Consider the following 24497-nt stretch of genomic DNA (forward strand, 5'->3'; position numbering starts at 1 on the left):
AATCGATACAAAAATAAGCAAATTGCCATGTCTAAATAATAGACAAATGCATAAAATATAAACAAACGACCATTCCCCTGTTCGCACCTTTCCAAATATTCAAATCAACTAAAATAATACAAATTCACAGAAATGCTGATGGATTTTTCGGGTTTCCGCGAGAAATTGGCTGGAAAAGCGCAAAAAGCGAATGCATTTTGTGTCGGAAAGCCGGGGGATCGAAGTTTTTTCTTCAAGCCCGCTTCCGATCTGGCACAATACGTGCATTCTTGTGGCAGAGCGGGAGTTACCTGCTTTAACGGGAGAAGCGGAGAGATATTTTCTCATGAAAAAGATCGAAGCGATCATTAAGCCTTTCAAGCTCGATGAAGTGAAGGAAGCCCTTCAGGAAGTCGGACTTCAGGGAATCACGGTCACGGAAGCAAAAGGCTTTGGTCGTCAGAAGGGCCACACGGAACTCTACCGCGGAGCGGAGTACGTCGTGGACTTTTTGCCGAAAGTGAAAGTCGAAGTCGTATTGGCGGATGAGAATGCGGAAGCCGTCATCGAGGCGATCCGCAATGCGGCGCAGACAGGACGTATCGGCGACGGAAAGATTTTCGTTTCCAATGTCGAGGAAGTCATCCGCATCCGTACCGGTGAAACAGGCGTGGACGCCATATAATCAAGAACGTCCCGAGCCGGGGAGGCTTGGGTTTTCACCTCGTCATCATCACACTCAAGGAAAACGTTTAAATGACGACCGCAAACGATATCTTGAAGCAGATCAAGGATAACGACATCAAGTTCGTGGACCTGCGCTTTACCGACCCCAAGGGCAAGCTGCAGCACGTCACCATGGATGTTGTCTGTGTGGACGAAGACATGTTCGCCGATGGCGTCATGTTCGACGGCTCCTCGATCGCCGGCTGGAAGGCCATCAACGAGTCCGACATGGTGCTGATGCCCGATCCGGCCACCGCCCATATCGACCCGTTCTTCGCCCAGTCCACCCTGGTCGTCCTTTGCGACATCCTCGACCCGGTCTCGGGCGAAGCCTATAACCGCGACCCGCGCGGCACCGCCAAGAAGGCCGAAGCCTACCTCAAGGCATCCGGCATCGGCGACACCGTTTTCGTCGGTCCCGAGCCGGAATTCTTCGTCTTCGACGACGTGAAGTACAAGGCCGATCCCTACAACACCGGCTTCAAGCTCGACTCGTCCGAACTGCCATCCAACGACGACACCGACTACGAGACCGGCAACCTCGGCCACCGTCCGCGCGTCAAGGGCGGTTATTTCCCGGTTCCGCCGATCGACAGCCTGCAGGACATGCGCTCTGAAATGCTGACGGTTCTGGCCGAAATGGGCGTGGTCGTCGAAAAGCACCACCACGAAGTGGCTGCCGCACAGCACGAGCTGGGCGTGAAATTCGACACGCTCGTCTCCAGCGCCGACAAGATGCAGATCTACAAGTACGTCGTGCACCAGGTCGCCAATGCCTATGGCAAGACGGCAACCTTCATGCCGAAGCCGATCTTCGGCGACAACGGCTCGGGCATGCACGTTCACCAGTCGATCTGGAAGGGCGGCAAGCCGACCTTCGCAGGTGACGAATATGCCGGTCTTTCCGAGACCTGCCTCTATTACATCGGCGGTATCATCAAGCACGCCAAGGCCATCAACGCCTTCACCAACCCCACCACCAACTCCTACAAGCGTCTGGTGCCGGGTTATGAAGCGCCGGTTCTGCTCGCCTACTCCGCGCGCAACCGTTCCGCATCGTGCCGTATTCCCTTCGGCTCCAACCCGAAGGCAAAGCGCGTCGAAGTCCGCTTCCCGGATCCGACCCAGAACCCCTATCTCGGTTTTGCGGCCATGCTGATGGCCGGCCTCGACGGCATCAAGAACAAGATCCACCCCGGCAAGCCGATGGACAAGGACCTTTACGACCTTCCTGCGAAGGAACTGAAAAAGATCCCGACCGTCTGCGGTAGCTTGCGCGAAGCGCTGGAAAGCCTCGACAAGGATCGCAAGTTCCTGACCGCCGGCGGCGTGTTCGACGACGACCAGATCGACTCGTTCATCGAGCTGAAGATGCAGGAAGTCATGCGTTTCGAAATGACCCCGCATCCGGTCGAATTCGACATGTACTACTCGGCCTGATCGGCCTTTGGAGCGCTCCCATCGGGGCGCTCCATCCATTCCGGCGGTTTTCCCTGGAAAGCCGCCGTTTTCTTTTGAAGCCCAGCCATCATTGCGAAGAATGTCGAACAAGCCAGCCTCTCAGCAAACGCGCCTCACGGACTGGCTCATCTTTCTGGCGGTGCCGTTCTTTTTCTCCAGCAATGTCATTTTCGGCCGTGGCGTCGTCGGCGAAGTCTCGCCTTTCATCGCCGCCTTCATCCGCTGGATCGGCTCGACCCTCATCATCGCCCCCTTCATGATCGCCGACTGGCGCAACTGCCTTGCCTTCGTACGGCGGAAAACGCTGCTCTGGCTCGTCCTCGGCATTCTCGGCATGGGCATCTGCGGCGGCGTGGTCTATTGGGGGCTGACCATGACGACGGCCGCCAACGGCACGCTGATCTACACCACGTCCTCGCTGTTCATCATCCTGTTCCAGCGCGTCTTCCAGGGCCGCCCGATCCGGAAGCTGGAAGTGGCGGGCATGGTCATCGCCTTTGCCGGCGTGGCGGCCATCGTGCTCAAGGGCGATATCTCCGCTCTCTGGCACCTGAATTTCAACATTGGCGATTTCGCGATCCTGACGGCGGCCATCGCCTTTGCGGTCTATTCGCTGCTGCTGCGCGATCCTGCCGCACGGCAGATGGCCTCTTTCAGCCTTTTCGGCCTTATCGCCTTTTCCGGCGCGCTCGTGCTTCTGCCGCCAGCGGCTCTGGAACTGGCGCAGGGCGGCATGTTGCCCGCCACGCCAATGGCCTGGGCCAAGATCGGCGGCATCATCCTGTTTGCCTCACTATTGGCCTTTTATTGCTTCACTCATACGGTGCGCGTCTTCGGTCCCGCCACCGCTGGCGTCACGCTTTACATGATGCCGCCGGTCTCGATTCTCATGGCCACGCTGTTCCTGGGGGAGACTTTCGAGACCTATCACGCCGTCGGCATCGTGCTCGTCACCGGCGGCGTCATCATCGCCACCGCGCCCATCGGCGGAAGGCGCTGAACGCGGAAGGCAGACCGGCGCCAAGACCGCTAGGTCTTGATATTTCGCATTCCGATACCAACTAGTATTGGGAAAGGAAGTACATGCCATGAAACAAAGAAACGCAAAATTCACGCTTGGCGAAATCGTCCGCCACAAGGTGTTTCCGTTCCGCGGTGTGGTGATCGACGTGGACCCGGAATATGCCAATACCGAGGAATGGTGGAACGCCATCCCTGCGGAAATCAGGCCGGATCGCGACCAGCCCTTCTATCATCTTCTGGCCGAAAACGAGGAGACGGAATATGTCGCCTATGTTTCCGAACAGAACCTCGTCCACGACGAAAACGATACGCCGCTCCGAAACCCCAATATCGGCCGCATCTTCGACAAGGCGCCGAACGGCGAATGGCGCCCGAAAATGTCGACGGCGCATTGACGCCCGCCAAATGTCTCCCCTCCCTCCCAGGGGCATAAAAAAACCGGTCTGTCGCCAGACCGGTTTTCCTGTTTTTGGAGCTTACGCTGCAATCAGGGCTTCGGCGCGCCCTTGGCGGCGTCCTGTGCGGCTTCCAGCTTCTTGCGAGCCTCTTCAGCCTTCTTCTGCATGCCTTCCTGCAGGCTGCGCTGGCTTTCGGCAAGCTGCGACTGGGTGATCGCCGGGCCGTCATAGGCGCCGGTGAAGCCGGAGAGCGCGATCTTGATGGGGTTCGGCGCGCGGCGGAAGTTGATGGAGGTGAAGACCACCTCGCTACCCTTCTTCAGGGAAGCGATCATGGCGTCCGTCAGCGGAACTTCAGCCGTGCACTTGTCGGGAAGGCAAACGGCGTAATCGAGCTTCTGGCCCTTGCCGCCATCGATCTGCATCATCACGCCCGGAGGAACGAGACGCGCGGTCGGAACGGAGACCTGCAGCAGCTTGCGGTTGACCTTGCCTTCAACGGTGATGAGGCCGACGGCGGTGATCATCTGGCCGTTCTGGGCAAGAACCACGTTCTGCACGACGCAGACATCGTTGTCTTCCTGCTTGGAGCAGGTCTTGAACCAGCCGAGCGGCGGAGCGCCAGCGCCCTGAGCGGCGGGAGCAGCATCCTGAGCCTGCGAGATGGCCGGAGCGGAAATTGCGCCGAGAGAAAGGACCAGAGCGGACAGAGCCGTCCGGGTGAATGTGTTTGCCTTGTGCATCATAAGAGTTCCGTCTCCTGAATGTCTGCCAGAACAGAACCGCAAGATCCTGTTCGCCGATGGCGGTATCCTTCTGCCCGTTCAACTGTCGTTTAAATGAGGCAAATGCGTGACCCGTCTCTTCCGGTCCCCCTGTTACATGCCGATCGCGGCGATATCCAGCACTTCTTTAACTTTTTCTTGAGCTGACCCAAGATTTCCCGCCGTTGCATGGGTCATGCAATGTCCGTGTGCTACATATCTGCCAGAATCATGACGATAACCGGTCAGGTCCACATATCGGACTGACCGTTGAGACAGGATAGTGACATGCGCAACCTTGCGGCCTTCATCCCCGCATTGTTCCTTCTGGGATCATCCCTGCTTCCCGCCGGAACCGCCCTGGCACAGCCGCTTCACGGCATTTCCATGCATGGTACGCCTGCCATGCCGGCAGATTTCCGCCACTTCCCTTACGTCAATCCGGACGTGAAGAAAGGCGGCCGAATCTCTTACGGCGTCGTCGGCACCTTCGACAGCCTCAATCCCTTCGTTCTCAAGGGAATGCGCACCACCGCACGCGGCGTCTGGGACCCGGAATTCGGCAATCTTCTTTACGAACCGCTGATGCTTCGCTCCAGCGACGAGCCTTTCAGCCTTTACGGCCTGCTCGCCGAAACCGCGGAGTGGGATGAGGAGCGCAGCTTCGTCCAGTTCAACCTTAACCCGAAGGCAAAATGGTCCGACGGCGAGCCGGTGACCGCAGATGACGTCATCTTCACCTTCAATCTCCTGAAGGAAAAAGGCCGCCCACCCTTCAACACCCGTCTGGACGGCGTGGCGAAGCTGGAAAAAATCGGCGATCGCAGCGTACGTTTCACCTTCAATGACAAGGCGAACCGCGAAACGCCGCTCATTCTCGCCTCCTCCACCCCGATCCTGCCGAAACATGCGATCGATCCGGGAAAATTCGAGCAGGCGGGCCTCGGCCCGGTCGTCGGTTCGGGTCCATACCGAATCAAAACCCTGCGGCCGGGCGAACGAATCATCTGGGAGCGGAACCCGGACTATTGGGGCAAGGATATTCCCGGCAAGGTCGGCTTCGACAATTACGACGAGATCAGCGTCACCTATTTCCTTCAGGTCACCACCATGTTCGAGGCCTTCAAGAAGGGTGATATCGACATTTATCCTGAAGGCGACGCCATCAACGGCACGTCCGATACCTCCCACTGGGGACAGGCTTACAATTTCCCGGCCGTCCATCGCGGCGATATCGTCAAGGACGTCTTCCAGCCGCGTCTGCCCACCGGCATGTTCGGCCTCGTTTTCAACACCCGCCGCGCCGTCTTCGCCGACGAAAAGGTGCGCGAGGGCCTGTCCTATGCGCTCGATTTCGAATGGATGAACAAGAACATCCTCGGAGGCTCCTTCAAGCGCACGCAGAGTTACTGGCAGAACTCCCCGCTCGGGGCCTACGGCAATGCCGCAGACGAGCGCGAGCTTGCCCTGCTTGGCGACGCGGCGAAAACCATGCCGCCGGAACTGCTGGCGGGAACCTATGCCATGCCGACCACCGATAGCACCGGCGCGGACCGCAAAGTTCTGAAAATGGCCGTCGACAAGCTGAAAGAGGCTGGCTACAGCATCAAGAACGGCAGAATGTCCGACGCCAGCGGCCGTCAGCTTGCCTTCGAAATCATGACGCAGAACCCGGCGCAGGAGCGCATCGCGCTTGCCTATCAGCGTTCGCTCAACCTGATCGGCGTCGCCATGGGCATCCGCTCGGTCGATGACGGTCAATATCAGGCCCGCTCGAACAGCTTCGACTATGATATGATCATCCGCTCCCTGCCCTCCTCGCTCTCACCGGGCATGGAACAGCTCAACCGCTGGAGTTCGCTCTCGCGGGATGCGCAGGGCAGCTTCAACTATGCGGGTGCTGCAAATCCCGATATAGACCGCATGATCGAGGCCCTGCTGCAGGCAAGGTCGACGGAGGATTTTCAGGCGGCGGTGCGCGGTTACGACCGCCTTCTCGTTGCCGGCCACTATGTCATTCCGCTCTATTATATCGGCGCGCAATGGGTGGCCCGCTGGAAATATATCGACCGCCCGGATATGACGCCGATATCCGGCAATCAGAAACAGACCTGGTGGGATGCGCGGGCGCAATAAACCGCACCGCACCCATCCCCGGCAGAGAAAAGGGAAGATAAAACCATGGAACGCATCGTTGTCGACGTCGTATCGGATATGGTCTGCCCGTGGTGTTATCTCGGCAAGGCAAGGCTCGATCTCGCCATTGCCGAGGTGCAGGACGAAATCAGCGTCGACGTGAACTGGCGTCCTTACCGCCTCAACCCGGATTACCCGCCAGAAGGCGTTGACCAGAAAGCCGCTCTCGAGGAAAAGCTCGGCAAGGAGCGCCTCGAACAGGCGCATGCCACGCTGGTACAGCTCGGCAGGGAAGTCGGCATCAATTACGATTTCGATGCGATCAAGATCGGCCCGAACACGCTCGACGCCCATCGGCTGTCGCTCTGGGCGCATTCCGAAGGCCGCGATATTCAGGAAAAGGTCGTCACCGCCCTGTTCAAGGCCAATTTCGAGGAAGGGCGCAACATCGGCGATCACGCGGTGCTGACCGATGTGGCCGAAAAATCCGGCATGGACGCCAAGGTCGTGGCGCGGCTTCTCGCCTCCGACGCCGACAAGGACACCGTCATCGCCGAAATCGATGCGGCGCAGCAAATGGGCGTCGCCGGCGTGCCCTTCTTCATCATCGACCAGAAATACGCCATAAGCGGTGCACAAACGCCGGAGGTATTGATTGCTGCACTGCGGGATATTGCAAAAATCAAGGCGGACGAGCATAGATCGATGAACTGACGGTCAAACCACCGGCGGTTTTCATCAACTCGATTTTTCGCCGGTGTTTCCGTGTCCGACCAGACCCTGAAAGGCATTCTGCTCGCCTTTGCCGCCTTCGCTGCCTACGCCTGGAGCGATGCAAGCGTTAAACTCATAGAAGGCCAGATTTCACCAATCGAATCGGCCTTCTTCGGCGCCCTTTTCGGCCTCGTCGCCCTGCCCTTCATTCGCAAGCGCAATGATCACTGGGTGGATGTGGTGAAGACGACGAACCGCCCCTTGTGGATCATTCGCTTTTTTGCAGCCGGCACCGGCGCAGTGGGCAGCGTGACCGCTTTCACCCATCTTTCCATGGCGGAAGCCTTCGCGCTGATCTTCCTGCTCCCTTCCTTCGTCACCATCATGTCGGTGGTGTTCCTGAAGGAACAGGTGGGCATCAAGCGCTGGTCGGCCGTCATCATCGGTTTCCTCGGCGTGCTGGTCATCCTGCGTCCGGGCTTCCGCGAACTCGGCATCGGCCATCTCGGCGCGATCATCGGCGGCTTCAGCGGTGCGCTCAGCATTGTCATTTTCCGCGCCATGGGGCCATCGGAAAAGAACGTCTCGCTTTATGGTGCCGGCGTGCTCGGCTGTCTCACCATCAGCGGTATCGCCATGGTGCCGACTTTTGTCATGCCAGCGGGCGAGCAATGGCTGCTGCTGGCGGGATATGGCCTGCTCGGGGCGCTTGGCAACGTCCTGGTCATGTATGCCGCCCAATATGCGCCCGCCGCCATGATCGGACCGACGCAATATAGCCAGATGCTCTGGGCCATCCTGTTCGGTTACCTGATTTTCGGCGACCGTATCGACGGTTGGATGCTGGTCGGCATCGCCCTCATCGTCGGCTCCGGCCTGTTGACGCTGATCCGCGAGAAGCAGAGAAAGGTGCCGCTGCCCGCCTCGATCGCCGCCACCGACCAGAACGTGGCCGTCGGCATCACGCCGGAAAATCCCTCATAAGTTTGCCCCTCATAAGGTTGAAAGACGAGACCTGGCGGCTTGCACCATAAAAATGGCGTGTTCCGCCACTGCGATGGCACGATGCGCGACTTATGTTGGCACTCTCCAAGAGCAAGAGGTGCCGACATGAACATACGAACCCAACCGACCGCCCTCGTTACCGGCGCATCATCCGGCATGGGCAAAAGCATCGCCAAACGCCTGATCGCCGATGGCTATCTCGTCTATGTCGCCGCGCGCAGCATAGACAGGATGGCGGATCTGGAAAAGCTGGGCGCGATTGCGCTGCGCATGGACATCTCAAGCGACGAGGACATCGTCGCCACCGTTGCCGCGATTACCGCACGATCCGGTGGCGTCGATGTGCTCGTGAACAATGCCGGCTACGGGCTCTACGGCCCCGTCGAGGAGATTCCGCTCGACGAGGCGCGCTACCAGTTCGAGGTCAACGTTTTCGGCACCGCCCGTCTGACCCAACTCCTTATGCCGGCCATGCGCGCAAGGAGCAAAGGCACCATCGTCAACATCACCTCGATGGGTGGTAAGATCTACACCGTTCTGGGTGCCTGGTATCACGCGACCAAACACGCGCTGGAAGGCTGGTCGGACAGTCTGCGGCTGGAAGCCGAGCCATTCGGCATCCGCGTCGTGGTGGTCGAGCCGGGCCTGATCGAGACCGGTTTCGGCGCTGCCGCAGCGCAGGGTCTCCTCGAACGCTCGGCAAACGGCCCTTATGCGAAGATGGCGCAGAGCGTTGCGGCTTCCATGGACCGAAGCTACGGTAAGGGTATGGGCACCGATCCCGAGGTCATTGCCGACGTGGTGAGCAAGGCGGTCAGGTCCGCCCGCCCAAAGACACGTTATGCGGCCGGCAAATACGCCCGGCTGATGATCGGCGTGCGCAAATGGTTCGGCGACCGGGCCTTCGACAGGCTGATCAGAAGCCAGATGTAGAAAGAAGGCCGGAGGTCGGATCATGAGCAGGGATTTGAGCGACAGGTGCAGGCTGCCCCAGGCTTTCTGGCGGGCGGCGGAGCGTATTGGGCTGCCCGCTCCGGCTCTGCTGCGGCAGGCGAAGCTTCCCGCAACGCTGCACATCGCCCCGGATGCATGGTTGACCACGGCGCAATATTTCGACCTGTGGCGGGCGGTCGAGGCCCTGTCGCAGGATCCGGCCATCGGCGTCCGGATGACGGTCGAGACAGACACGGCGATGCATCCACCCGCCACCATGTCAGCCTTCTTTGCCCGCGACTATCGCGACGGGTTGCACCGCCTGGCCCGCTTCAAGCGGCTGTGCACCCCGGAAGAGCTTTCGGTAACGGAAAACGGCGGCGAGGCCCGGATCGCCGTAAGATGGTTGCACACTGACGAGGCCGAGCCGGACGCTGCGGCCGACGTCACTTTCGCCGCCCTTCTGGAACTGGGGCGGCGGGGCACCGGCAGACACGTCACCCCGGTTCGAGTGGAGATGATTCGCCGTGGACCTGTTTCCGACGTCCATCGGAGTTATTTCAATGCACCCATCCGCACCGGCTGTCCGCAGAATGCCATGGTGCTGAAACGCAACGATCTCGATCTTCCCTTTGCCGGCCATAATCCCGAACTGCTGGCTATACTGGAGCCCGCGCTTGCGACCTCCCTTGGGGAGATCGAGGCGCAATCCTCGCTGCCGGAGCAGGTCAAGATTCTGATCAAACGCCGCATCGCAAGCGGCAAGCCGGAGATTTCCGAGGTGGCGCGCGAACTCGGCATGAGCGAAAGAACCCTACAGCGTCGTATCACCGAACAGGGATCGAACTATCGAGCGCTCATTGAGCAGGCGCGGCAGGAACTCGGCCGCGACCTGCTTTCAGACAAACGCAATGGAATTGAAGAGATAGCCTTCCTGCTGGGTTTCCAGGACACCGGCTCGTTCTATCGGGCGTTTCGAACCTGGGAAGGCGTGACGCCAGCCCAATGGCGAGGGATGCACTGACATTGAACAGAGCGTCGTCAGCAGCTACCGGCCAAAGGCCGGAAGCTGCGTTTCGCTTTCCGCGTCGGTGTTGGCTTTGGGGAGGTTGTCCATTGACAGCGGACCGATGCGCGTGGGGCTTTACCCCCCTCTGCCCTGCCGGGCATCTCCCCCTCAAGGGGGAGATCGATCTGCGGCAAGGTCTCGCCCACCTTGAAGCTTACGCGTGAAGCGATGGTAGCGCCTCTTGCCGATCTCCCCCCTTGAGGGGGAGATGCCCGGCAGGGCAGAGGGGGGTAAAGCCCCATGCTCATCGGTCCGCTATGGATCGGCAACCTCTCGAAAGCTTTAGGAACGCGCCAGCTCCGCCAGCTGTGTCATGACCATCGCCGCACCCGCCAGCCGCTTTTCCGGCGTCGGCAGATCGCGATTGAGGAACAGACTGTGATCGGGGCGGATTTTCGCCATCGATCCCTGCTTGCCGATGTAACCGACCAGCGCCGCCGGATTGGGGAATTCCTTGTTGCGGAACTGCACGACAACGCCCTTCGGCCCGGCATCCAGCTTCTCGACATTGGCAATGCGGCAGAGCGACTTGATGTAGACGATCTTGAGCAGATGCTGCACTTCTTTCGGCAACGGGCCGAAACGGTCGATCATTTCCGCACCGAAACCATCGATCTCGCTGATATCCGCAAGCTCGCCGAGACGGCGGTAAAGACCCATGCGCAGATGCAGATCCGGCACGTAGTCTTCCGGGATCATGACGGAGGTGCCAACCGAGATTTGCGGCGACCAGCCGCTATCCTGCACCTGCTCGTCACCCTTCACTTCTGCAACCGCCTCTTCCAGCATCTGCTGGTAAAGCTCGAAACCAACTTCCTTGATATGGCCGGACTGTTCCTCGCCGAGCAGATTGCCCGCACCGCGAATATCGAGGTCGTGGCTCGCCAGCTGGAAGCCGGCACCGAGCGTATCGAGCGATTGCAGCACCTTCAGCCGCCGCTCGGCCATCGTCGTCAACACCTTGTTGACCGGCAGGGTGAAGAGCGCGAAGGCGCGCACCTTGGAACGGCCGACACGGCCGCGCAGCTGGTAAAGCTGGGCAAGGCCGAACATATCGGCACGGTGCACGATCAGCGTATTGGCAGTTGGCACATCAAGGCCGGATTCGACGATGGTGGTCGACAGCAGCACATCATACTTGCCGTCATAAAAGGCATTCATGATGTCTTCGAGTTCGCCGGCCGGCATCTGGCCGTGTGCCACCGCTACCTTCAGCTCCGGCACATCCGATTGCAGGAAGGCGTGAATGTCGGCAAGATCGGCAAGACGGGGGCAGACGTAAAAACTCTGGCCGCCGCGATAATGTTCGCGCATCAGCGTTTCGCGGATCACCAGCGGATCAAACGGCGAGATGAAGGTGCGCACCGCCATACGGTCCACCGGCGGCGTGGTGATGAGCGACAACTCGCGCACGCCCGTCATGGCAAGCTGCAAGGTGCGCGGAATGGGCGTCGCGGAGAGCGTCAGCACATGCACGTCGCTCTTCAGCTCCTTCAGCCGCTCCTTGTGCTTCACACCGAAATGCTGCTCTTCATCGATGATCAGCAGGCCGAGATTGGCGAAGCTGATGCCCGCGCCGAGCAGCGCATGGGTACCGACGACGATATCCGTCTTTCCGTCAGCAACTTCCTTCTTGGTCAGCGCCAGTTCCTTGGAGCCGACGAGACGCGAAGCCTGCTGCACCCGGATCGGCAACCCACGGAAACGTTCCGAGAAGGTGCGGAAATGCTGGCGGGAGAGCAGCGTGGTCGGCACCACCACCGCCACCTGCACACCATTCATGGCGGCGAGAAAAGCGGCGCGAAGCGCCACTTCCGTCTTGCCGAAACCGACATCGCCGCAGATCAGGCGATCCATCGGCCGGCCGGCGCCGAGATCCTCGCGGATGGACTCAATCGCGTTCAGCTGGTCTTCCGTCTCGTCATAGGGGAAACGAGCGGCGAATTCGTCATAAAGCCCATCCGGCGCAGTCAGCACCGGCGCATGGCGCACCAGGCGCGCAGCCGCGATGCGGATAAGCTCGTCCGCCATGTCCAGCAGGCGCTTCTTGAGCTTGGCCTTGCGCATCTGCCATGCGCCGCCGCCAAGCTTGTCCAGCTGCGCTTCCGCCGCATCCGAGCCGTAACGCGACAGAAGATCGATGTTTTCAACCGGCAGGAACAGCTTGGCGTCATCGGCATAATGCAGTTCCAGGCAGGCGCGTGGCGCACCCGCCGCCTCGATGGTCCGCAGGCCGACGAAGCGGCCGATGCCATGTTCGGCATGGACGACCAGCGAGCCCTCATCCAGCCCCGCCACTTCCGAGATGAAATCCGCGCCGCGCTTGCGGCGCTTGGAGCGGCGCACCATGCGGTCGCCGAGAATATCCTGCTCGCCGATAACGGCCAGCGTTCCGGTCTCGAAACCCGCCTCAAGGCTGAGAACCGCCGAGGCCGCCTCGCCCTTGCCAAGCTTCTCCACCTCTTTCAGCGAGGTGACCGGCTTGATCTTCTCAAGCCCGTGCTCGTTCAGCACCTGCAACAACCGGTCGAGCGAACCTTCCGACCAGCCAGTGATCAGCACCTTCCAGCCCTTGGCGCGGCGTTCGGCAATGTGCTTCACCGCCAGATCGAAAACATTGACGCGTTCTTCGCTCTCGCCTTCGGTTGGCGGGCGCGCCCAGCGCGGACCGACATGGGCATCGAGCGTCGCGACGGGGCGGCCTTCGCTGTCCTGCTCGTTGAAGGGCGTGAGACGCACGGCGTTAACGGCGGCGAGCGCGGCATCGAAACTCTTGCCATCGAGATAAAGCTGGCCAGGCGAAACCGGCTTGTAGGGCGCGCCCTGCGTCGAGCCCTTGGTTTCGCCGGAACTGCGGCGCGCATCGTAATAATCGAGCACCAGCTTGGAGCGCTCTTTCGCCGCCTCCCGCGCCGTATGATCGGTGACGATGCGGAAGCCCTTCAGATAATCGAAGGCGGTTTCCAGCTGCTCGTAAAACAGCGGCAGCCAGTGCTCCATACCGGCATAACGGCGGCCTTCGGAGACGGTCTGATAAAGCGCATCGTCTCGCGTCGCCGCACCGAACAGCGACAGGTAATTCTTGCGGAAACGGCTGATCGTATCCGGCGTCAGCGTCACTTCGCTCATCGGGTTCAAATCGAGCGAGCGCGCCTGACCGATGGTGCGCTGGCTGGCCGGATCAAAGGTGCGGATGCTTTCCAGCGTATCGCCGAAGAAATCGAGCCGCACCGGCTCTTCCGTGCCCGGCACGAAGACGTCGAGAATGCCGCCACGCACGGCGAATTCGCCCACTTCGCGCACTGTCGCCACCCGGTCGAAACCGTTGCGCTCCAGCCGCGCGGCAATCTCCTCCATGCGGATCTGGTTGCCGGGTTTGGCAGAAAAGCCGAGACTCTCGATAATGTCGCGCGGCGCCATCTTCTGCAGCATGGCGTTGACGGTGACCAGCACGATGGCCGGATGCGGTTTCTTCGCATGGGCAATCAGACCGGAGAGCGCCGCCAGCCGGCGCGCAGAGGTGTCGGCGCTCGGTGACACGCGGTCATAGGGAAGGCAGTCCCAGGCGGGAAGCGTCATCACCGGAATATCAGGTGCGACGAAACCGAGGATCTGTTCGAGATCGGCGACCCGCTGGCCATCCGACATCACATAAGCCACCGACGTGCCCGCCCGCGCCATATCGGCAAGCAACAGGGCTTCCATGCCGGAAGGCACGTTTCCGATGGTCAGCGGCGTATCGGCCGACGACACCAGCTTTGCATCGAATCCGGCTATCATATTCTCACGCTTTCAGGGTGTCAGTGGTGACGAGATCGAAATCGGGACGGTAGGAGGCGATCTTCTCAAACAGCGGGGTCTGGAATTTTTCCGGTATGGCAAGGGCGCCGGTCACCATCTTGACGAGGTCGTTATCCTCTTCCGCCATAATGACTTCCAACTCGTCGAGCTGGTCATCGGAAAGCCCGGCAATATTGTCTTCCGCGAATTGCCCGAGCACCAGATCCATCTCGCGAATGCCCCGATGCCAGCAGCGGTAAAGAATCCGCCGGCGTCTCGGATCGAGGTCGGCACTCGTGCGCACCAGTCCAGTCATCGCATTTTCCTTCCCGTATCGGTTTGCAGCACATGATTTCACCTGACACGCCATCCACCCCCTCATTCCTGTGCTCGTCACAGGAATCCAGCCGACGCGCGTCGGCGCGGCGGAGAGACTCCTTTCAGCCCAAGGACTTGGGCTGACTGGATCCCTGTGACAAGCACAGGGATGAGGAGAGGTGAGCGTCACGGAAAACAGCAGGCTTCGAACTTGCAGCCTGCTGCTCAATCTTTGTGCCGTCCATTACGACCTCCTATAGAACAGGAGGCGAACGCTTGGGAACCGGTTTTTATCGAAATAATGCCACGGCGGTGAAAATCTGCCGGTGATAACCCGCCTTTGTGGCCAGCGAAGTCTTGCATAAGCCGCCCCCTTCCCCGATTTTGCTGACCCATGCGCCCGGCCATTCTTGATCCGCTGTTTGCCTCCGTCTCCACCCTTGCCGGTGTGGGGCCGAAACTTGCCGATCTTCTGGCCAAGCTGCTCAGCCGGGAAAGCGCCGACGACACCCGCGTCATCGATCTCCTCTTCCACGCGCCATCCAACGTCATCGACCGCCGCAACCGCCCCGGCATTGCGCTGGCAGCACCCGGCGCCATTGTCACCATTCAGGGACGCATCGACCGCCACCAGCCGCCACCGCCGGGAAACCGCAACGCGCCCTATCGCGTCTTCCTGCATGACGAAACCGGTGAACTGGCGCTGACCTTCTTCCGCGCCAAGGGCGACTGGCTGTCCAAGGCCCTGCCCGTCGATGAAGAGGTTCTCGTCAGCGGCAAGGTGGACTGGTTCAACGGCCGCGCCTCCATGGTGCATCCGGATTTCATGGTGAAGCTTTCCGAGGCGGAAAACCTGCCTTTGGTGGAAGCCGTTTATCCCATGACCGCCGGGCTGTCTGCCAAGGTGCTGCGCAAGGCAATCGAAGGCGGGCTTTCAAAGCTGCCGGTCTTTCCGGAATGGATCGATGAGACGCTCAAGACCCGCCATGGCTTCGGCGACGTCGCTTCAAGCTTCCGCGAATTGCACGACCCGCGCGACAGCGCCGATATCGAGCCGCAGGCGCCGGCACGCAGGCGGCTTGCCTATGACGAATTCCTCGCCGGGCAGCTGTCACTGGCGCTGGTGCGCCAGCGACTGCGCAAGGTGGCGGGCCAGCCGATCCGCGCCAGGGGTGATGTCGCCGCAAAAATCCTGTCGCAACTGCCCTTCTCGCTGACGGCGAGCCAGAGCGCTGCGGTGAAAGATATCCTGACCGACATGGCCGGCGAAGACCGCATGTTACGCCTGCTGCAGGGCGATGTCGGCGCCGGCAAGACGCTGGTGGCGCTGATGGCGATGGCAACGGCCGTGGAAGCCGGCGGACAGGCGGTGCTGATGGCGCCGACCGAAATCCTTGCCCGGCAGCACTACGCCACCATATCCAAACTCGCTCAGGTAGCAGGCATCACCGTCGAAGTGCTGACCGGCCGCACCAAGGGCAAGGAGCGCCGCGAGATCGAGGAGCGCATCGCTTCCGGCGAAGCGCAGATCGTCATCGGCACGCATGCGCTGTTTCAGGACAGCGTGAGTTACAGGAACCTCGTGCTGGCAGTAGTGGACGAACAGCATCGCTTCGGCGTGCACCAGCGCCTGCGCCTCACCGCCAAGGGCATCACGCCACACATGCTGGTCATGACCGCCACGCCCATTCCGCGCACGCTGGTTTTGGCCGCTTTCGGCGATATGGATGTCTCCAAGCTCACCGAAAAACCGGCGGGCCGCAAACCCATCCAGACCGTGACGATCCCGACTGAACGGATCGGCGATATTGTCGAGCGACTTCGTGCGGCGCTGAAGGAAGGCAAGAAGGCCTACTGGATCTGCCCGCTGGTGGAGGAAACGGAAGAGTCCGAGCTGATGTCGGCGGAGGAGCGCCACGCGGTTCTCTCACAGATGCTCGGCGCCAATATCGGCCTGATCCATGGACGCATGAGCGGCCCGGAAAAAGACGCTGCCATGCTCGCCTTCAAGAACGGCGAAACCCGCCTGCTGGTGGCCACGACAGTGGTCGAAGTGGGCGTCGACGTGCCGGATGCGACGATCATGGTCATCGAACATGCCGAGCGTTTCGGCCTCGCCCAGCTGCACCAGCTGCGCGGCCGTGTGGGGCGCGGCGAGGAGGCCTCCACCTGCATCCTGCTCTATAAAGGCCCGCTCAGCGAAAACGGCCGCGCCCGGCTTTCCATCCTGCGCGACAGCGAAGATGGCTTCCTGATTGCCGAGGAGGATTTGAAGCTGCGTGGTGAAGGCGAGCTGCTCGGCACCCGCCAGTCCGGCGCGCCGGGCTTCCGCATCGCAAGCCTCGAAGCCCATGCCGACCTTCTGGAAATCGCCCGCAAGGACGCAGCCTACGTCATTGAGCGTGACCCCGAACTGACAGGTCCACGCGGCAATGCGCTGCGTACCCTGCTCTATTTGCACCGCCGCGACGAAGCGATCCGCTTCCTGCACGCCGGCTGAAAGTGAACCGCCATGAACATGATCGACCCACGCCGCCCGCCACCCGCCTTCCGCAAGGGCTACGCGCTCTGTTCGCCGCAGAATATCCTGCAGCCCGAGACATTTGCGAAGAGTGCGAAAAAGGCGATCGGCAAGGCGTTCAAGAAGCCCGGCCGCAAGAAGGGGTGGAGCCAGGCACTGGAAGAAGGCTGGAGCGTGCGGCTGGTCTATATGCGGCTTTTCGTTCCCGTATTCCACGCGACCAATACGGGGACCGAAGTGGATGATCTGGATGATGAGGACTGACCATGAAGTCCGGAGACTGTTGGGCTAAAGCGCCGAAGGCCACCGCTGCGATGTGTGGATGATCGTCAAAATTTCGATATCCTCGTCCACACGATAGGCAATGATATAGGAAATGTCGGAAAGCACGGCTTCCCGTGTTCCTCTGATGCGTCCGACCCGCCCCATGGCTGGCTGTTCCACCAACATATCAACCGCTGAAACAATGCGGGAAATCACCCGGGCCGCAGCCGCTGGATTATCCTTTTCGATATGTACACCAATTTCATCGAGCCGTCGCAGCGCCCGTAAGGTCCAACGAATTCGCCGGTCATTCATGACGGCCGAGCGGATTTTACATATTTCCCGACAATGTTTGCGAGATCCTCAGATGTCCCGAACTCGCCGCGATCGGCTTCCGCCACACCCGCCTCAATCTCGGCAAGCTGCCACTCCTCGCGGGCGATAAAGTCCTCAATCGCCCGCGCCGCCATATAGGATCGCGACCGGTCAAGTTTTTCCGCCAATTGGTCGAGTTTGTCGGCAACCTCATCAGGCAGACGAACAGTAAATGCAGTCATAATCGCAACCTTGTTGGTTCACTGTGATTATTGGTGAACCACATTGGTTCGTCAACCGTATGGCTTTACCTCCCTCCGTGAGAATGGAGGAAGGAATCTAGCGCCTTGCGAACGCGTTCAAACCGGCGCGATCATCTTCGGCGGCTTGAAATCCGGGGCCACCAGACCGCCGGATATCAGCAGTTTCGCCGCATCTTCCGGCGTCATATCCAGCATCACGATCTTGTCTTTCGGCACGAACAGCAGAAAACCGGCTGTCGGCACCGGTGTCGGCGGCAGGAAGACGGCGACCATCTGCTGGCCCATTTCATTGAAACGATGGGCAAGCTCGCCCTTGGCCTCGGAGGCGACGAACACCATCGCCCAGGTGCCGGATGACGGAAACTCGATCAGGCCGACCTTCTTGAAGGAGTTCGAATGCTCCTTCAGGACGGATTCGAACAGCTGCTTGATGCTCTTGTAGATCGGCCGCACCAGCGGCATGCGGTTGAGGATGGATTCACCGACGCCGAAAATCCATTTGCCGATGAGGTTGTTGCCGAGAAAACCGATGAGGGTGATGCCGATGACGGCGATCAGCAGGCCGAAACCGGGAATAGCCACATCGAAATATTGCTCGGGATCGTAACGGGCCGGAATATAGGGCTTCACCCAGCTATCGGCCCATTGCAGGAAGCTCCACACCAGCCACATGGTGATGGTGACGGGCGCGAGGATCAGAACGCCCGTGAGGAAACTATTGCGCAGCCGGGCTGCGAATGAAATTTTAACTGGAATATCGGTCATTTACCGTTCGGAATTAAGCGTTGTCGCCATCGAAACCCGGATGAAAACCGACAATGCCGGATGGAGTTCCACCATGCAAGCGAAGAACTGTGAAATATTCGTCAGGAATCCCTTCCGCATTCACCCCTTCGACATGGCGAAAACCGAAGCGGCCATAGTAGTCCGGATCGCCCGCGACAACCGCGCCGGACGCATTCAGACGCTCCAGAACGGCAAGCCCGTCCCTCACCAGCCTGGAGCCAACGCCCTGCCCCTGCCGTTCCGGTGTCACGGAAAGCGGCGCGAGGCAGAACCAGCCGGTCTCGCCGCTGGTGAGCGTCACAGGCGAAAAACCGACATGGCCGATGATGCCTTCGCTATCCTCGGCAACCAGTGAAACGGTGAGCGCGCCTGCCCTGCGCAACCGCTCGACGATCAGATGTTCCGTCTTGTCGCTATAATCGACGTTACGGAAAGCATCTTCCGTAACGCGAGCGATCGCCTCTTCATCGCCCTGACGCTCCGGCCGGATGATCATTCCACCGTTACCGATTTCGCCAGATTGCGCGGCTGGTCCACATCCGTGCCCATGAAGACGGCAGTGTGATAGGCGAGCAGCTGGATCGGCAGCGAGAAGACCATCGGCGCAATAAGCTCATCGACATTGGGCAGGGTGATCGTCGCCATGGTGTCGAGCTTGGAGGCGGCAGCCCCCTTCTCATCGGTGATGAAGATGATGCGGCCGCCGCGCGCGGCGACCTCCTGCATGTTCGACACGGTCTTTTCGAAGAAACGATCATGCGGCGCGATGACGATGACCGGCATGTTCTCGTCGATCAGCGCGATAGGCCCATGCTTCAGCTCGCCGGCGGCATAACCCTCGGCGTGGATATAGGAGATTTCCTTGAGCTTCAGCGCGCCTTCCAGCGCCAGCGGGAAGCTGGTGCCACGGCCGAGATAAAGCACGTCCTTGAACCTCGACAGATCGCGTGACAGCGCTTCAATCTGCGGCTGGATGCTGTTGAGAACCTTGCTCATGATGCGCGGCATCTCGGTGAGATGGCGAACCAGTTCGGTTTCCTGCTGGGGCGTGACCGTACCGCGCGCTTTTCCGGCGGCAACGGCAAGCGACGCGAGCACGGCAAGCTGGCAGGTGAAGGCCTTGGTGGAGGCGACGCCGATTTCCGGACCGGCGAGGATCGGGAAGATCGCATCGGATTCGCGCGCCATGGTGGATTCACGAGTGTTGACCACCGCGCCGATCTTCAGCCCTTCCTGCTGGCAATAACGCAGGGCCGCCAGCGTATCGGCAGTTTCGCCCGATTGCGAAATGAACAGCGCAGCCTGCGTGGGGACGAGCGGGATTTCGCGGTAGCGGAACTCCGAGGCGACATCGATTTCCACCGGCAGGCGGGCATAACGTTCGAACCAGTATTTGCCGATCAGGCCGGACAGATAGGCCGTGCCGCAGGCGGAGATGGCAAGGCCGGAAAGCTTGGCGAAATCGATGGCCGTGTCCGCCTGCTTCACGGTCTTGGAAGCGAAATCCACATAGTGGCTGAGCGCATGGGAAATGACTTCCGGCTGCTCGTAGATTTCCTTTTCCATGAAGTGGCGATGGTTGCCCTTATCGACCACATAGGCCGTCGCCTGCGAGATTTGACGCTCGCGCTTCACCGGCTTGCCGGCGAAATCGATGATTTCCGCACCCTGCCGGGTCACGATGGCGCAGTCGCCATCCACAAGATAGGTGATCTCGTTGGTGAAGGGTGACAGCGCGATGGCGTCGGAACCAAGGAACATTTCGCCCCGACCGTAACCGACGGCAAGCGGCGGGCCGGAGCGCGCCGAAAGCAGCGTGCCGGGATCGTCCTTGAACATCACCACCAGAGCATAGGCGCCCGTCACGCGGTTCAGCATCTTCAGCATCGCCTCGCGATGGCCAAGACCCTCGCGGGTATATTTCGCCAGAAGCTGCGCCACCACTTCGGTGTCCGTCTGGGTGGTGAAGGTCGCGCCCTCGGCGGTCAGCTCTTCACGTAGTTCGGCGAAGTTTTCGATGATGCCGTTATGGACGACGGCAACGCCATCGACGAAATGCGGATGGGCATTGGTTTCGTTGGGAACACCATGCGTCGCCCAACGTGTATGGGCGATGCCGACCACACCCGGCAGCGGCTTTTCCGAAACCAGCTTCTCGAGATTGAACAGCTTGCCTTCCGCCCGGCGACGGTCCATCGCGCCATTGTCGATGGTGGCGACACCAGCCGAATCGTAACCGCGATATTCGAGACGCTTCAGCGCATCGACAAGCCGTTCAGCAACGGGCTGGGTTCCGACAATTCCGACAATTCCGCACATATATTTCTCCAGCGGCGATCTCTTCGCCGAAACTACTAACCGTTCCCGAACAATCCGCAATTATGGCGCCGGTCACTTTCGGTATCGTTTGGTAACGTCCGTCAGGACGACTTTTTCTTCGCTTCCTTCAACGCCTTCGCCCGCTCGCGCACCACCGTCGCGCGACCGGGTTTCACCTCCTGGCGTGCGCGCCCGAACGCTAGCGCATCTTCAGGCACGTCATCGGTAATGACGCTGCCGGAGGCGATATAGGCCCCCTCTCCAATGGTGACAGGAGCGACCAGCGACGAGTTCGAACCAATAAAACTGTTCGCACCAATCCGCGTTTCGGCCTTGTTGTAGCCGTCGTAATTGCAGGTGATGGTGCCCGCACCGATATTGCTGCCCGCGCCGATGAATGCATCGCCGATATAGGTCAGATGGTTGACCTTGGCGCCCTCACCGATCTCCGCCTTCTTGACCTCGCAGAAATTGCCCACCTTGGCATTGGCATGCAGGTTCGCGCCCGGACGCAGCCGCGCATAGGGGCCGACGGCCGCACCTTCGGCGACATGCGCCCCTTCCAGATGCGAAAACGCATGGATGACGGCGCCCGGCTCGATGGTGACGCCGGGACCGATGACGACATTCGGCTCGATCAAGACGTCCTGACCGATCTTCGTGTCATAGGAGAGGAAGACGGTTTCGGGCGCAATCATCGAAACGCCGTCCACCATCAATTCGTGGCGGCGACGTTCCTGCCAGAGCTTCTCGATAAAGGCCAGTTCGGCGCGGTTGTTACAGCCGACCAGTTCCGTTTCGGGCGCATCGATGGCGACGGCGCGGCGGCCGAGGGAACGGGCGATCTCGACCACATCGGTCAGATAATATTCGCCCTTCACATTGCTGTTGCCGATCCGGTCGAGCAGGTCCAGCGCGTTGCGGCCGTTGATGGCCATCAATCCGCTATTGCACCAGGTAACCTTACGCTCCGCATCGGTCGCATCCTTCTCCTCGCGGATAGCGACAAGTTCGCCATCCTTGACCAGAAGCCGGCCGTAACCGGTCGGGCGATCGGTATGGAAACCGATGACGGCGACATCGGCGCCGGCGGCAATCGCCTCACGCGCCCGGTCGAGCGTTGCAGACGTGATGAGCGGGACATCGCCATAGGCAACGATGAGATCGTCGAAACCGCGCTCGATGGCTGCGCGTGCGGCAAGAACCGCATGGCCGGTGCCCTTGCGTTCCGTCTGCAGGAAAGCTTCGACCTGAAGACCCTTCATGCTTGCGGCGGCAGCGACATTGTCGGCATCGCGCCCGACCACCAGCGCCACCGTGCCGACGCCAGATCCAGCCACCGCCTCAACCACATGGCTGATCATCGGACGCCCGGCGACCGGATGCAGCACCTTGGATTTCGACGATTTCATGCGCGTGCTGTCGCCCGCTGCGAGAATAACGGCTAGAGAGCTGCGCTCCATAAGACCTCCAACACCCAGTCACCGACCGCAGGGCGGCCAGGACGGCGGCATATGTTTGACTTCACGCCGTCCGGCAAACGAACGCGCGCATCGGTAATTTCATTCCGGAATTGCTATAACGGCGGCCCACTTAAGAAACCATGCAAATCTGCACCAAATTTCCGCACCGATTTTCATCAAACGTGATTGGAACGGGATCGCATCCCGCTCCCGCGGTGTGATTTATCGCCGGGGGTTGCGGGCAGTGAATTCCAGCACCTGCTGGCGGCCGTTTTCGATCAGCCTTTCCATCTCGCGGCGCGCTGCGGCCTCATCGCGCAGGCGAAACGCCTCCACGAGCCGCAGGTGGGACGCGGAAACGTCGGAAATCTCATTGGGATCGGTTTCCGGGTTGCTCATCCGGAAAATGCCCACCAGAGCCGCCTTTATCAGCGAACCGACGGTGCGCATGAACGGATTGCCGGACATTTCGGTGATGAGGACATGGAAATTCATATCCGCAAGCGCGCGCTTTTCCTTTGAATAGGCCGTATTGCCCATCTCGTTGGCATAAGCGGCGAGCTTGGCGATATCCGCGTCCTTTGCCCGCGTCGCGGCAAGCCCCGCACCATATGGCTCGAAGGCCTGACGGATATCGTAAAGATGCAGCAGAAACTCGTCGCTGACGCCCGCCTCGAAATGCCAGAGCAGCACTTCGCTGTCGAACATGTTCCAGCTTTCGCGCTCCGTCACCCGGGTGCCGATACGCGCCTTGGGGGAAATCATGCCCTTGGCGGTCAGCGTCTTCATCGCTTCGCGCAGCACTGTGCGTGATACTTTCAGCCGCTCCATCAGCTCGGCATCGCCCGGCAGGATATCACCCGTCTTGAAGGTGCCGGACACGATATCGAGACCGAGCTTGTGAACGACCTGTGCATGATTTGTCTGCAGCTTTCGAAAACCGATAGCCGCATCGAGCATTCCGCGCTGCAAGTGCCATGTCCTTCCGTTCGGTTGGCGATCTTAAAAAATCGCGCCAGACGTGTATATCTCAAGTCAGAATATAGTGAAAAACATCAAGTCGCCTGAAAAGCAAAGGCAAACTTCGTCCACGGCGTAAAACATATGAAAATAACAAAGGCCGCACATGAATTTCATGCGCGGCCTGTTATCAGCGGGAATGGAAAGTCCCGTTATTGCGGCAGCTTGTCGTCCACGCCGGCAACGTAGAAGTTGAGGCCGAGCAGAACGCCGTCCTCGGCCTTTTCACCCGCCTTCAGCCATTCCGAACCATCCTGCTTCTTCACCGGGCCGGTGAAAGGGTGCAGCTCGCCCGACTTGATCTTGGCTTCGGTATCCTCAGCCATCTTCTTCACGTCGTCAGGCATGTTGGTATAGGGCGCCATGGTCAGGATGCCGTCCTTCAGGCCGTCCCAGACGGATTCGGACTTCCAGGTGCCATCGAGAAGAGCCTGTGTGCGCTTGATGTAATAGGCGCCCCAGGTGTCCTTGATGGCGGTAAGCTGCGTCTTCGGACCGGCCGCGATCATGTCGGAAGCCTGACCGAAGGCCTTGATGCCGCGTTCTGCCGCAACCTGCATCGGCGCGGTGGTGTCGGTGTGCTGGGTCAGAATGTCGACGCCCTGGTCAATCAGCGCCTTGGCGGCATCGGCTTCCTTGCCGGGGTCGAACCAGGTGTTGGCCCAGACGACCTTCACCTTGAAGTCGGGATTGACGGACTGCGCACCGAGCACGAAGGCGTCGATGCCCATCACCACTTCCGGGATCGGGAAGGAGGCGATGTAGCCGGCGAGACCCTTCTGCGACATCTTCGCGGCGATCTGGCCCTGAATGTAGCGACCTTCATAGAAGCGCGAATTGTAGGTCGCGACGTTTTCGGCGGTCTTGAAGCCGGTGGCGTGTTCGAACTTCACCTTGGGGAACTTCTGGGCGACCTTCACGGTCGCATCCATGAAGCCGAAGGAGGTGGTGAACACCAGTTCGCAGCCCGAACGGGCCATGCGCTCGATGGCGCGTTCGGCATCCGGACCTTCCGGAACGCTTTCGAGGAAAGGCGTTTCGATCTTGTCGCCGAAATGCGCCTGCAGTTCCTGACGGCCGATATCATGCGCCTGCGTCCAGCCGCCATCGGTCTTTGAACCGACATAGATGAAGCAGACCTTCTTGGCGTCGGCGGCTTCCGCCGAGGAAACGACGCCGCCGAGAGCCGCAACCGAAGCGGCGAGTGCGATGACCAGTTTTTTCATTTTTACCCCTGTTG

At 60.2% G+C, this 24497-nt stretch carries 22 protein-coding genes; 11 read left to right on the forward strand and 11 right to left on the reverse strand.

Going from position 1 to position 24497, the window contains the following annotated elements:
• The first annotated feature begins 325 nt into the window (after window positions 1-325).
• The 4 genes from PIB16_RS16700 (at window position 326) to hspQ (ending at window position 3584) form a co-directional block, all read left to right on the forward strand.
• Window positions 326-664, forward strand: coding sequence for a P-II family nitrogen regulator (locus PIB16_RS16700; RefSeq protein ID WP_003515720.1), 339 nt, complete (start codon window positions 326-328; stop codon window positions 662-664).
• Window positions 665-735: 71 nt separating this feature from the next.
• Window positions 736-2145 carry a type I glutamate--ammonia ligase gene (gene glnA, locus PIB16_RS16705; RefSeq protein ID WP_003523416.1) on the forward strand — a complete coding sequence of 470 codons (1410 nt, stop codon included), beginning with the start codon at window positions 736-738 and terminating at the stop codon, window positions 2143-2145.
• 100 nt (window positions 2146-2245) lie between these two features.
• Window positions 2246-3166 (forward strand): DMT family transporter, encoded by a 921-nt coding sequence (locus PIB16_RS16710; RefSeq protein WP_078052688.1) that lies wholly within the window; start codon window positions 2246-2248, stop codon window positions 3164-3166.
• A gap of 88 nt (window positions 3167-3254) precedes the next feature.
• Complete coding sequence (hspQ, locus tag PIB16_RS16715) at window positions 3255-3584, forward strand: heat shock protein HspQ (protein WP_271045960.1); 330 nt, start codon at window positions 3255-3257, stop codon at window positions 3582-3584.
• Window positions 3585-3676: 92 nt separating this feature from the next.
• On the opposite strand, the gene PIB16_RS16720 is transcribed toward hspQ, so the two are convergent.
• Complete coding sequence (locus PIB16_RS16720) at window positions 3677-4333, reverse strand: invasion associated locus B family protein (RefSeq protein WP_174039291.1); 657 nt, start codon at window positions 4331-4333, stop codon at window positions 3677-3679.
• Between the two features lie 306 nt (window positions 4334-4639).
• Here PIB16_RS16720 and PIB16_RS16725 point away from each other — a divergent pair, with 306 nt between their 5' ends.
• From PIB16_RS16725 to PIB16_RS16745, 5 genes are all read left to right on the forward strand, one after another.
• Window positions 4640-6487 (forward strand): extracellular solute-binding protein, encoded by a 1848-nt coding sequence (locus PIB16_RS16725; RefSeq protein ID WP_271045961.1) that lies wholly within the window; start codon window positions 4640-4642, stop codon window positions 6485-6487.
• A 45-nt stretch (window positions 6488-6532) separates the two neighbouring features.
• Entirely contained in the window at window positions 6533-7201 is a 669-nt protein-coding gene (locus tag PIB16_RS16730; RefSeq protein WP_078052686.1) for a DsbA family oxidoreductase, read from the forward strand.
• Between the two features lie 51 nt (window positions 7202-7252).
• Window positions 7253-8185 carry a DMT family transporter gene (locus tag PIB16_RS16735; RefSeq protein ID WP_271045962.1) on the forward strand — a complete coding sequence of 311 codons (933 nt, stop codon included), beginning with the start codon at window positions 7253-7255 and terminating at the stop codon, window positions 8183-8185.
• A 126-nt stretch (window positions 8186-8311) separates the two neighbouring features.
• Complete coding sequence (locus PIB16_RS16740; protein ID WP_271045963.1) at window positions 8312-9139, forward strand: oxidoreductase; 828 nt, start codon at window positions 8312-8314, stop codon at window positions 9137-9139.
• 85 nt (window positions 9140-9224) lie between these two features.
• On the forward strand, window positions 9225-10163 hold the full coding sequence (locus PIB16_RS16745; protein ID WP_271046035.1) for an AraC family transcriptional regulator: 939 nt from the start codon (window positions 9225-9227) through the stop codon (window positions 10161-10163).
• Window positions 10164-10490: 327 nt separating this feature from the next.
• Here PIB16_RS16745 and mfd read toward each other — a convergent pair whose 3' ends face one another.
• Window positions 10491-13988, reverse strand: a complete 3498-nt coding sequence (gene mfd, locus PIB16_RS16750) for a transcription-repair coupling factor (protein ID WP_271045964.1) — start codon at window positions 13986-13988, stop codon at window positions 10491-10493.
• A 4-nt stretch (window positions 13989-13992) separates the two neighbouring features.
• Window positions 13993-14304, reverse strand: a complete 312-nt coding sequence (locus tag PIB16_RS16755; RefSeq protein ID WP_065655165.1) for an FAD assembly factor SdhE — start codon at window positions 14302-14304, stop codon at window positions 13993-13995.
• A 396-nt stretch (window positions 14305-14700) separates the two neighbouring features.
• On the opposite strand from PIB16_RS16755, the gene recG reads away from it, so the two are divergent.
• Together recG and PIB16_RS16765 are read left to right on the forward strand one after the other, a co-directional pair.
• On the forward strand, window positions 14701-16806 hold the full coding sequence (recG, locus tag PIB16_RS16760) for an ATP-dependent DNA helicase RecG (protein WP_271045965.1): 2106 nt from the start codon (window positions 14701-14703) through the stop codon (window positions 16804-16806).
• Window positions 16807-16818: 12 nt separating this feature from the next.
• Window positions 16819-17091, forward strand: coding sequence for a hypothetical protein (locus PIB16_RS16765; RefSeq protein WP_271045966.1), 273 nt, complete (start codon window positions 16819-16821; stop codon window positions 17089-17091).
• A gap of 24 nt (window positions 17092-17115) precedes the next feature.
• Here PIB16_RS16765 and PIB16_RS16770 read toward each other — a convergent pair whose 3' ends face one another.
• From PIB16_RS16770 to PIB16_RS16805, 8 genes are all read right to left on the reverse strand, one after another.
• The gene (locus tag PIB16_RS16770; RefSeq protein ID WP_271045967.1) at window positions 17116-17406 is read right to left on the reverse strand and encodes a type II toxin-antitoxin system RelE/ParE family toxin; all 291 of its coding nucleotides are present in this window, start codon (window positions 17404-17406) and stop codon (window positions 17116-17118) included.
• Window positions 17403-17651 carry a CopG family ribbon-helix-helix protein gene (locus PIB16_RS16775; protein WP_442866785.1) on the reverse strand — a complete coding sequence of 83 codons (249 nt, stop codon included), beginning with the start codon at window positions 17649-17651 and terminating at the stop codon, window positions 17403-17405. The genes PIB16_RS16770 and PIB16_RS16775 overlap by 4 nt, the downstream gene beginning before the upstream one ends.
• Window positions 17652-17765: 114 nt before the next feature.
• The gene (locus PIB16_RS16780; RefSeq protein ID WP_059760288.1) at window positions 17766-18434 is read right to left on the reverse strand and encodes a DUF502 domain-containing protein; all 669 of its coding nucleotides are present in this window, start codon (window positions 18432-18434) and stop codon (window positions 17766-17768) included.
• A 13-nt stretch (window positions 18435-18447) separates the two neighbouring features.
• A complete protein-coding gene (locus PIB16_RS16785; protein ID WP_271045968.1) occupies window positions 18448-18951 on the reverse strand; it encodes a GNAT family N-acetyltransferase in 504 nt (167 codons plus the stop codon).
• A complete protein-coding gene (gene glmS / locus PIB16_RS16790) occupies window positions 18948-20774 on the reverse strand; it encodes a glutamine--fructose-6-phosphate transaminase (isomerizing) (RefSeq protein ID WP_271045969.1) in 1827 nt (608 codons plus the stop codon). The genes PIB16_RS16785 and glmS overlap by 4 nt, the downstream gene beginning before the upstream one ends.
• Before the next feature lie 101 nt (window positions 20775-20875).
• Window positions 20876-22237, reverse strand: coding sequence for a bifunctional UDP-N-acetylglucosamine diphosphorylase/glucosamine-1-phosphate N-acetyltransferase GlmU (gene glmU, locus PIB16_RS16795; RefSeq protein ID WP_271045970.1), 1362 nt, complete (start codon window positions 22235-22237; stop codon window positions 20876-20878).
• Window positions 22238-22459: 222 nt separating this feature from the next.
• Window positions 22460-23197, reverse strand: a complete 738-nt coding sequence (locus PIB16_RS16800; RefSeq protein ID WP_065655172.1) for a FadR/GntR family transcriptional regulator — start codon at window positions 23195-23197, stop codon at window positions 22460-22462.
• 212 nt (window positions 23198-23409) lie between these two features.
• The gene (locus PIB16_RS16805; RefSeq protein WP_003523439.1) at window positions 23410-24483 is read right to left on the reverse strand and encodes a BMP family ABC transporter substrate-binding protein; all 1074 of its coding nucleotides are present in this window, start codon (window positions 24481-24483) and stop codon (window positions 23410-23412) included.
• Window positions 24484-24497 lie beyond the last annotated feature (14 nt).

Origin of the sequence: Agrobacterium sp. ST15.13.015 (assembly GCF_027871645.1) — a bacterium.
GTDB lineage: Bacteria > Pseudomonadota > Alphaproteobacteria > Rhizobiales > Rhizobiaceae > Agrobacterium > Agrobacterium leguminum.

Excerpts from the sequence above, each read along its gene's own strand:
- PIB16_RS16700 (WP_003515720.1), top strand. The coding sequence starts at position 326 with ATGAAAAAGATCGAAGCGATCATTAAGCCTTTCAAGCTCGATGAAGTG.
- glnA (WP_003523416.1), top strand. The coding sequence starts at position 736 with ATGACGACCGCAAACGATATCTTGAAGCAGATCAAGGATAACGACATC.
- PIB16_RS16710 (WP_078052688.1), top strand. The coding sequence starts at position 2,246 with ATGTCGAACAAGCCAGCCTCTCAGCAAACGCGCCTCACGGACTGGCTC.
- hspQ (WP_271045960.1), top strand. The coding sequence starts at position 3,255 with ATGAAACAAAGAAACGCAAAATTCACGCTTGGCGAAATCGTCCGCCAC.
- PIB16_RS16720 (WP_174039291.1), bottom strand. The coding sequence starts at position 4,333 with ATGATGCACAAGGCAAACACATTCACCCGGACGGCTCTGTCCGCTCTG.
- PIB16_RS16725 (WP_271045961.1), top strand. The coding sequence starts at position 4,640 with ATGCGCAACCTTGCGGCCTTCATCCCCGCATTGTTCCTTCTGGGATCA.
- PIB16_RS16730 (WP_078052686.1), top strand. The coding sequence starts at position 6,533 with ATGGAACGCATCGTTGTCGACGTCGTATCGGATATGGTCTGCCCGTGG.
- PIB16_RS16740 (WP_271045963.1), top strand. The coding sequence starts at position 8,312 with ATGAACATACGAACCCAACCGACCGCCCTCGTTACCGGCGCATCATCC.
- mfd (WP_271045964.1), bottom strand. The coding sequence starts at position 13,988 with ATGATAGCCGGATTCGATGCAAAGCTGGTGTCGTCGGCCGATACGCCG.
- PIB16_RS16755 (WP_065655165.1), bottom strand. The coding sequence starts at position 14,304 with ATGACTGGACTGGTGCGCACGAGTGCCGACCTCGATCCGAGACGCCGG.
- recG (WP_271045965.1), top strand. The coding sequence starts at position 14,701 with ATGCGCCCGGCCATTCTTGATCCGCTGTTTGCCTCCGTCTCCACCCTT.
- PIB16_RS16765 (WP_271045966.1), top strand. The coding sequence starts at position 16,819 with ATGAACATGATCGACCCACGCCGCCCGCCACCCGCCTTCCGCAAGGGC.
- PIB16_RS16770 (WP_271045967.1), bottom strand. The coding sequence starts at position 17,406 with ATGAATGACCGGCGAATTCGTTGGACCTTACGGGCGCTGCGACGGCTC.
- PIB16_RS16780 (WP_059760288.1), bottom strand. The coding sequence starts at position 18,434 with ATGACCGATATTCCAGTTAAAATTTCATTCGCAGCCCGGCTGCGCAAT.
- PIB16_RS16785 (WP_271045968.1), bottom strand. The coding sequence starts at position 18,951 with ATGATCATCCGGCCGGAGCGTCAGGGCGATGAAGAGGCGATCGCTCGC.
- glmS (WP_271045969.1), bottom strand. The coding sequence starts at position 20,774 with ATGTGCGGAATTGTCGGAATTGTCGGAACCCAGCCCGTTGCTGAACGG.
- glmU (WP_271045970.1), bottom strand. The coding sequence starts at position 22,237 with ATGGAGCGCAGCTCTCTAGCCGTTATTCTCGCAGCGGGCGACAGCACG.
- PIB16_RS16800 (WP_065655172.1), bottom strand. The coding sequence starts at position 23,197 with ATGCTCGATGCGGCTATCGGTTTTCGAAAGCTGCAGACAAATCATGCA.
- PIB16_RS16805 (WP_003523439.1), bottom strand. The coding sequence starts at position 24,483 with ATGAAAAAACTGGTCATCGCACTCGCCGCTTCGGTTGCGGCTCTCGGC.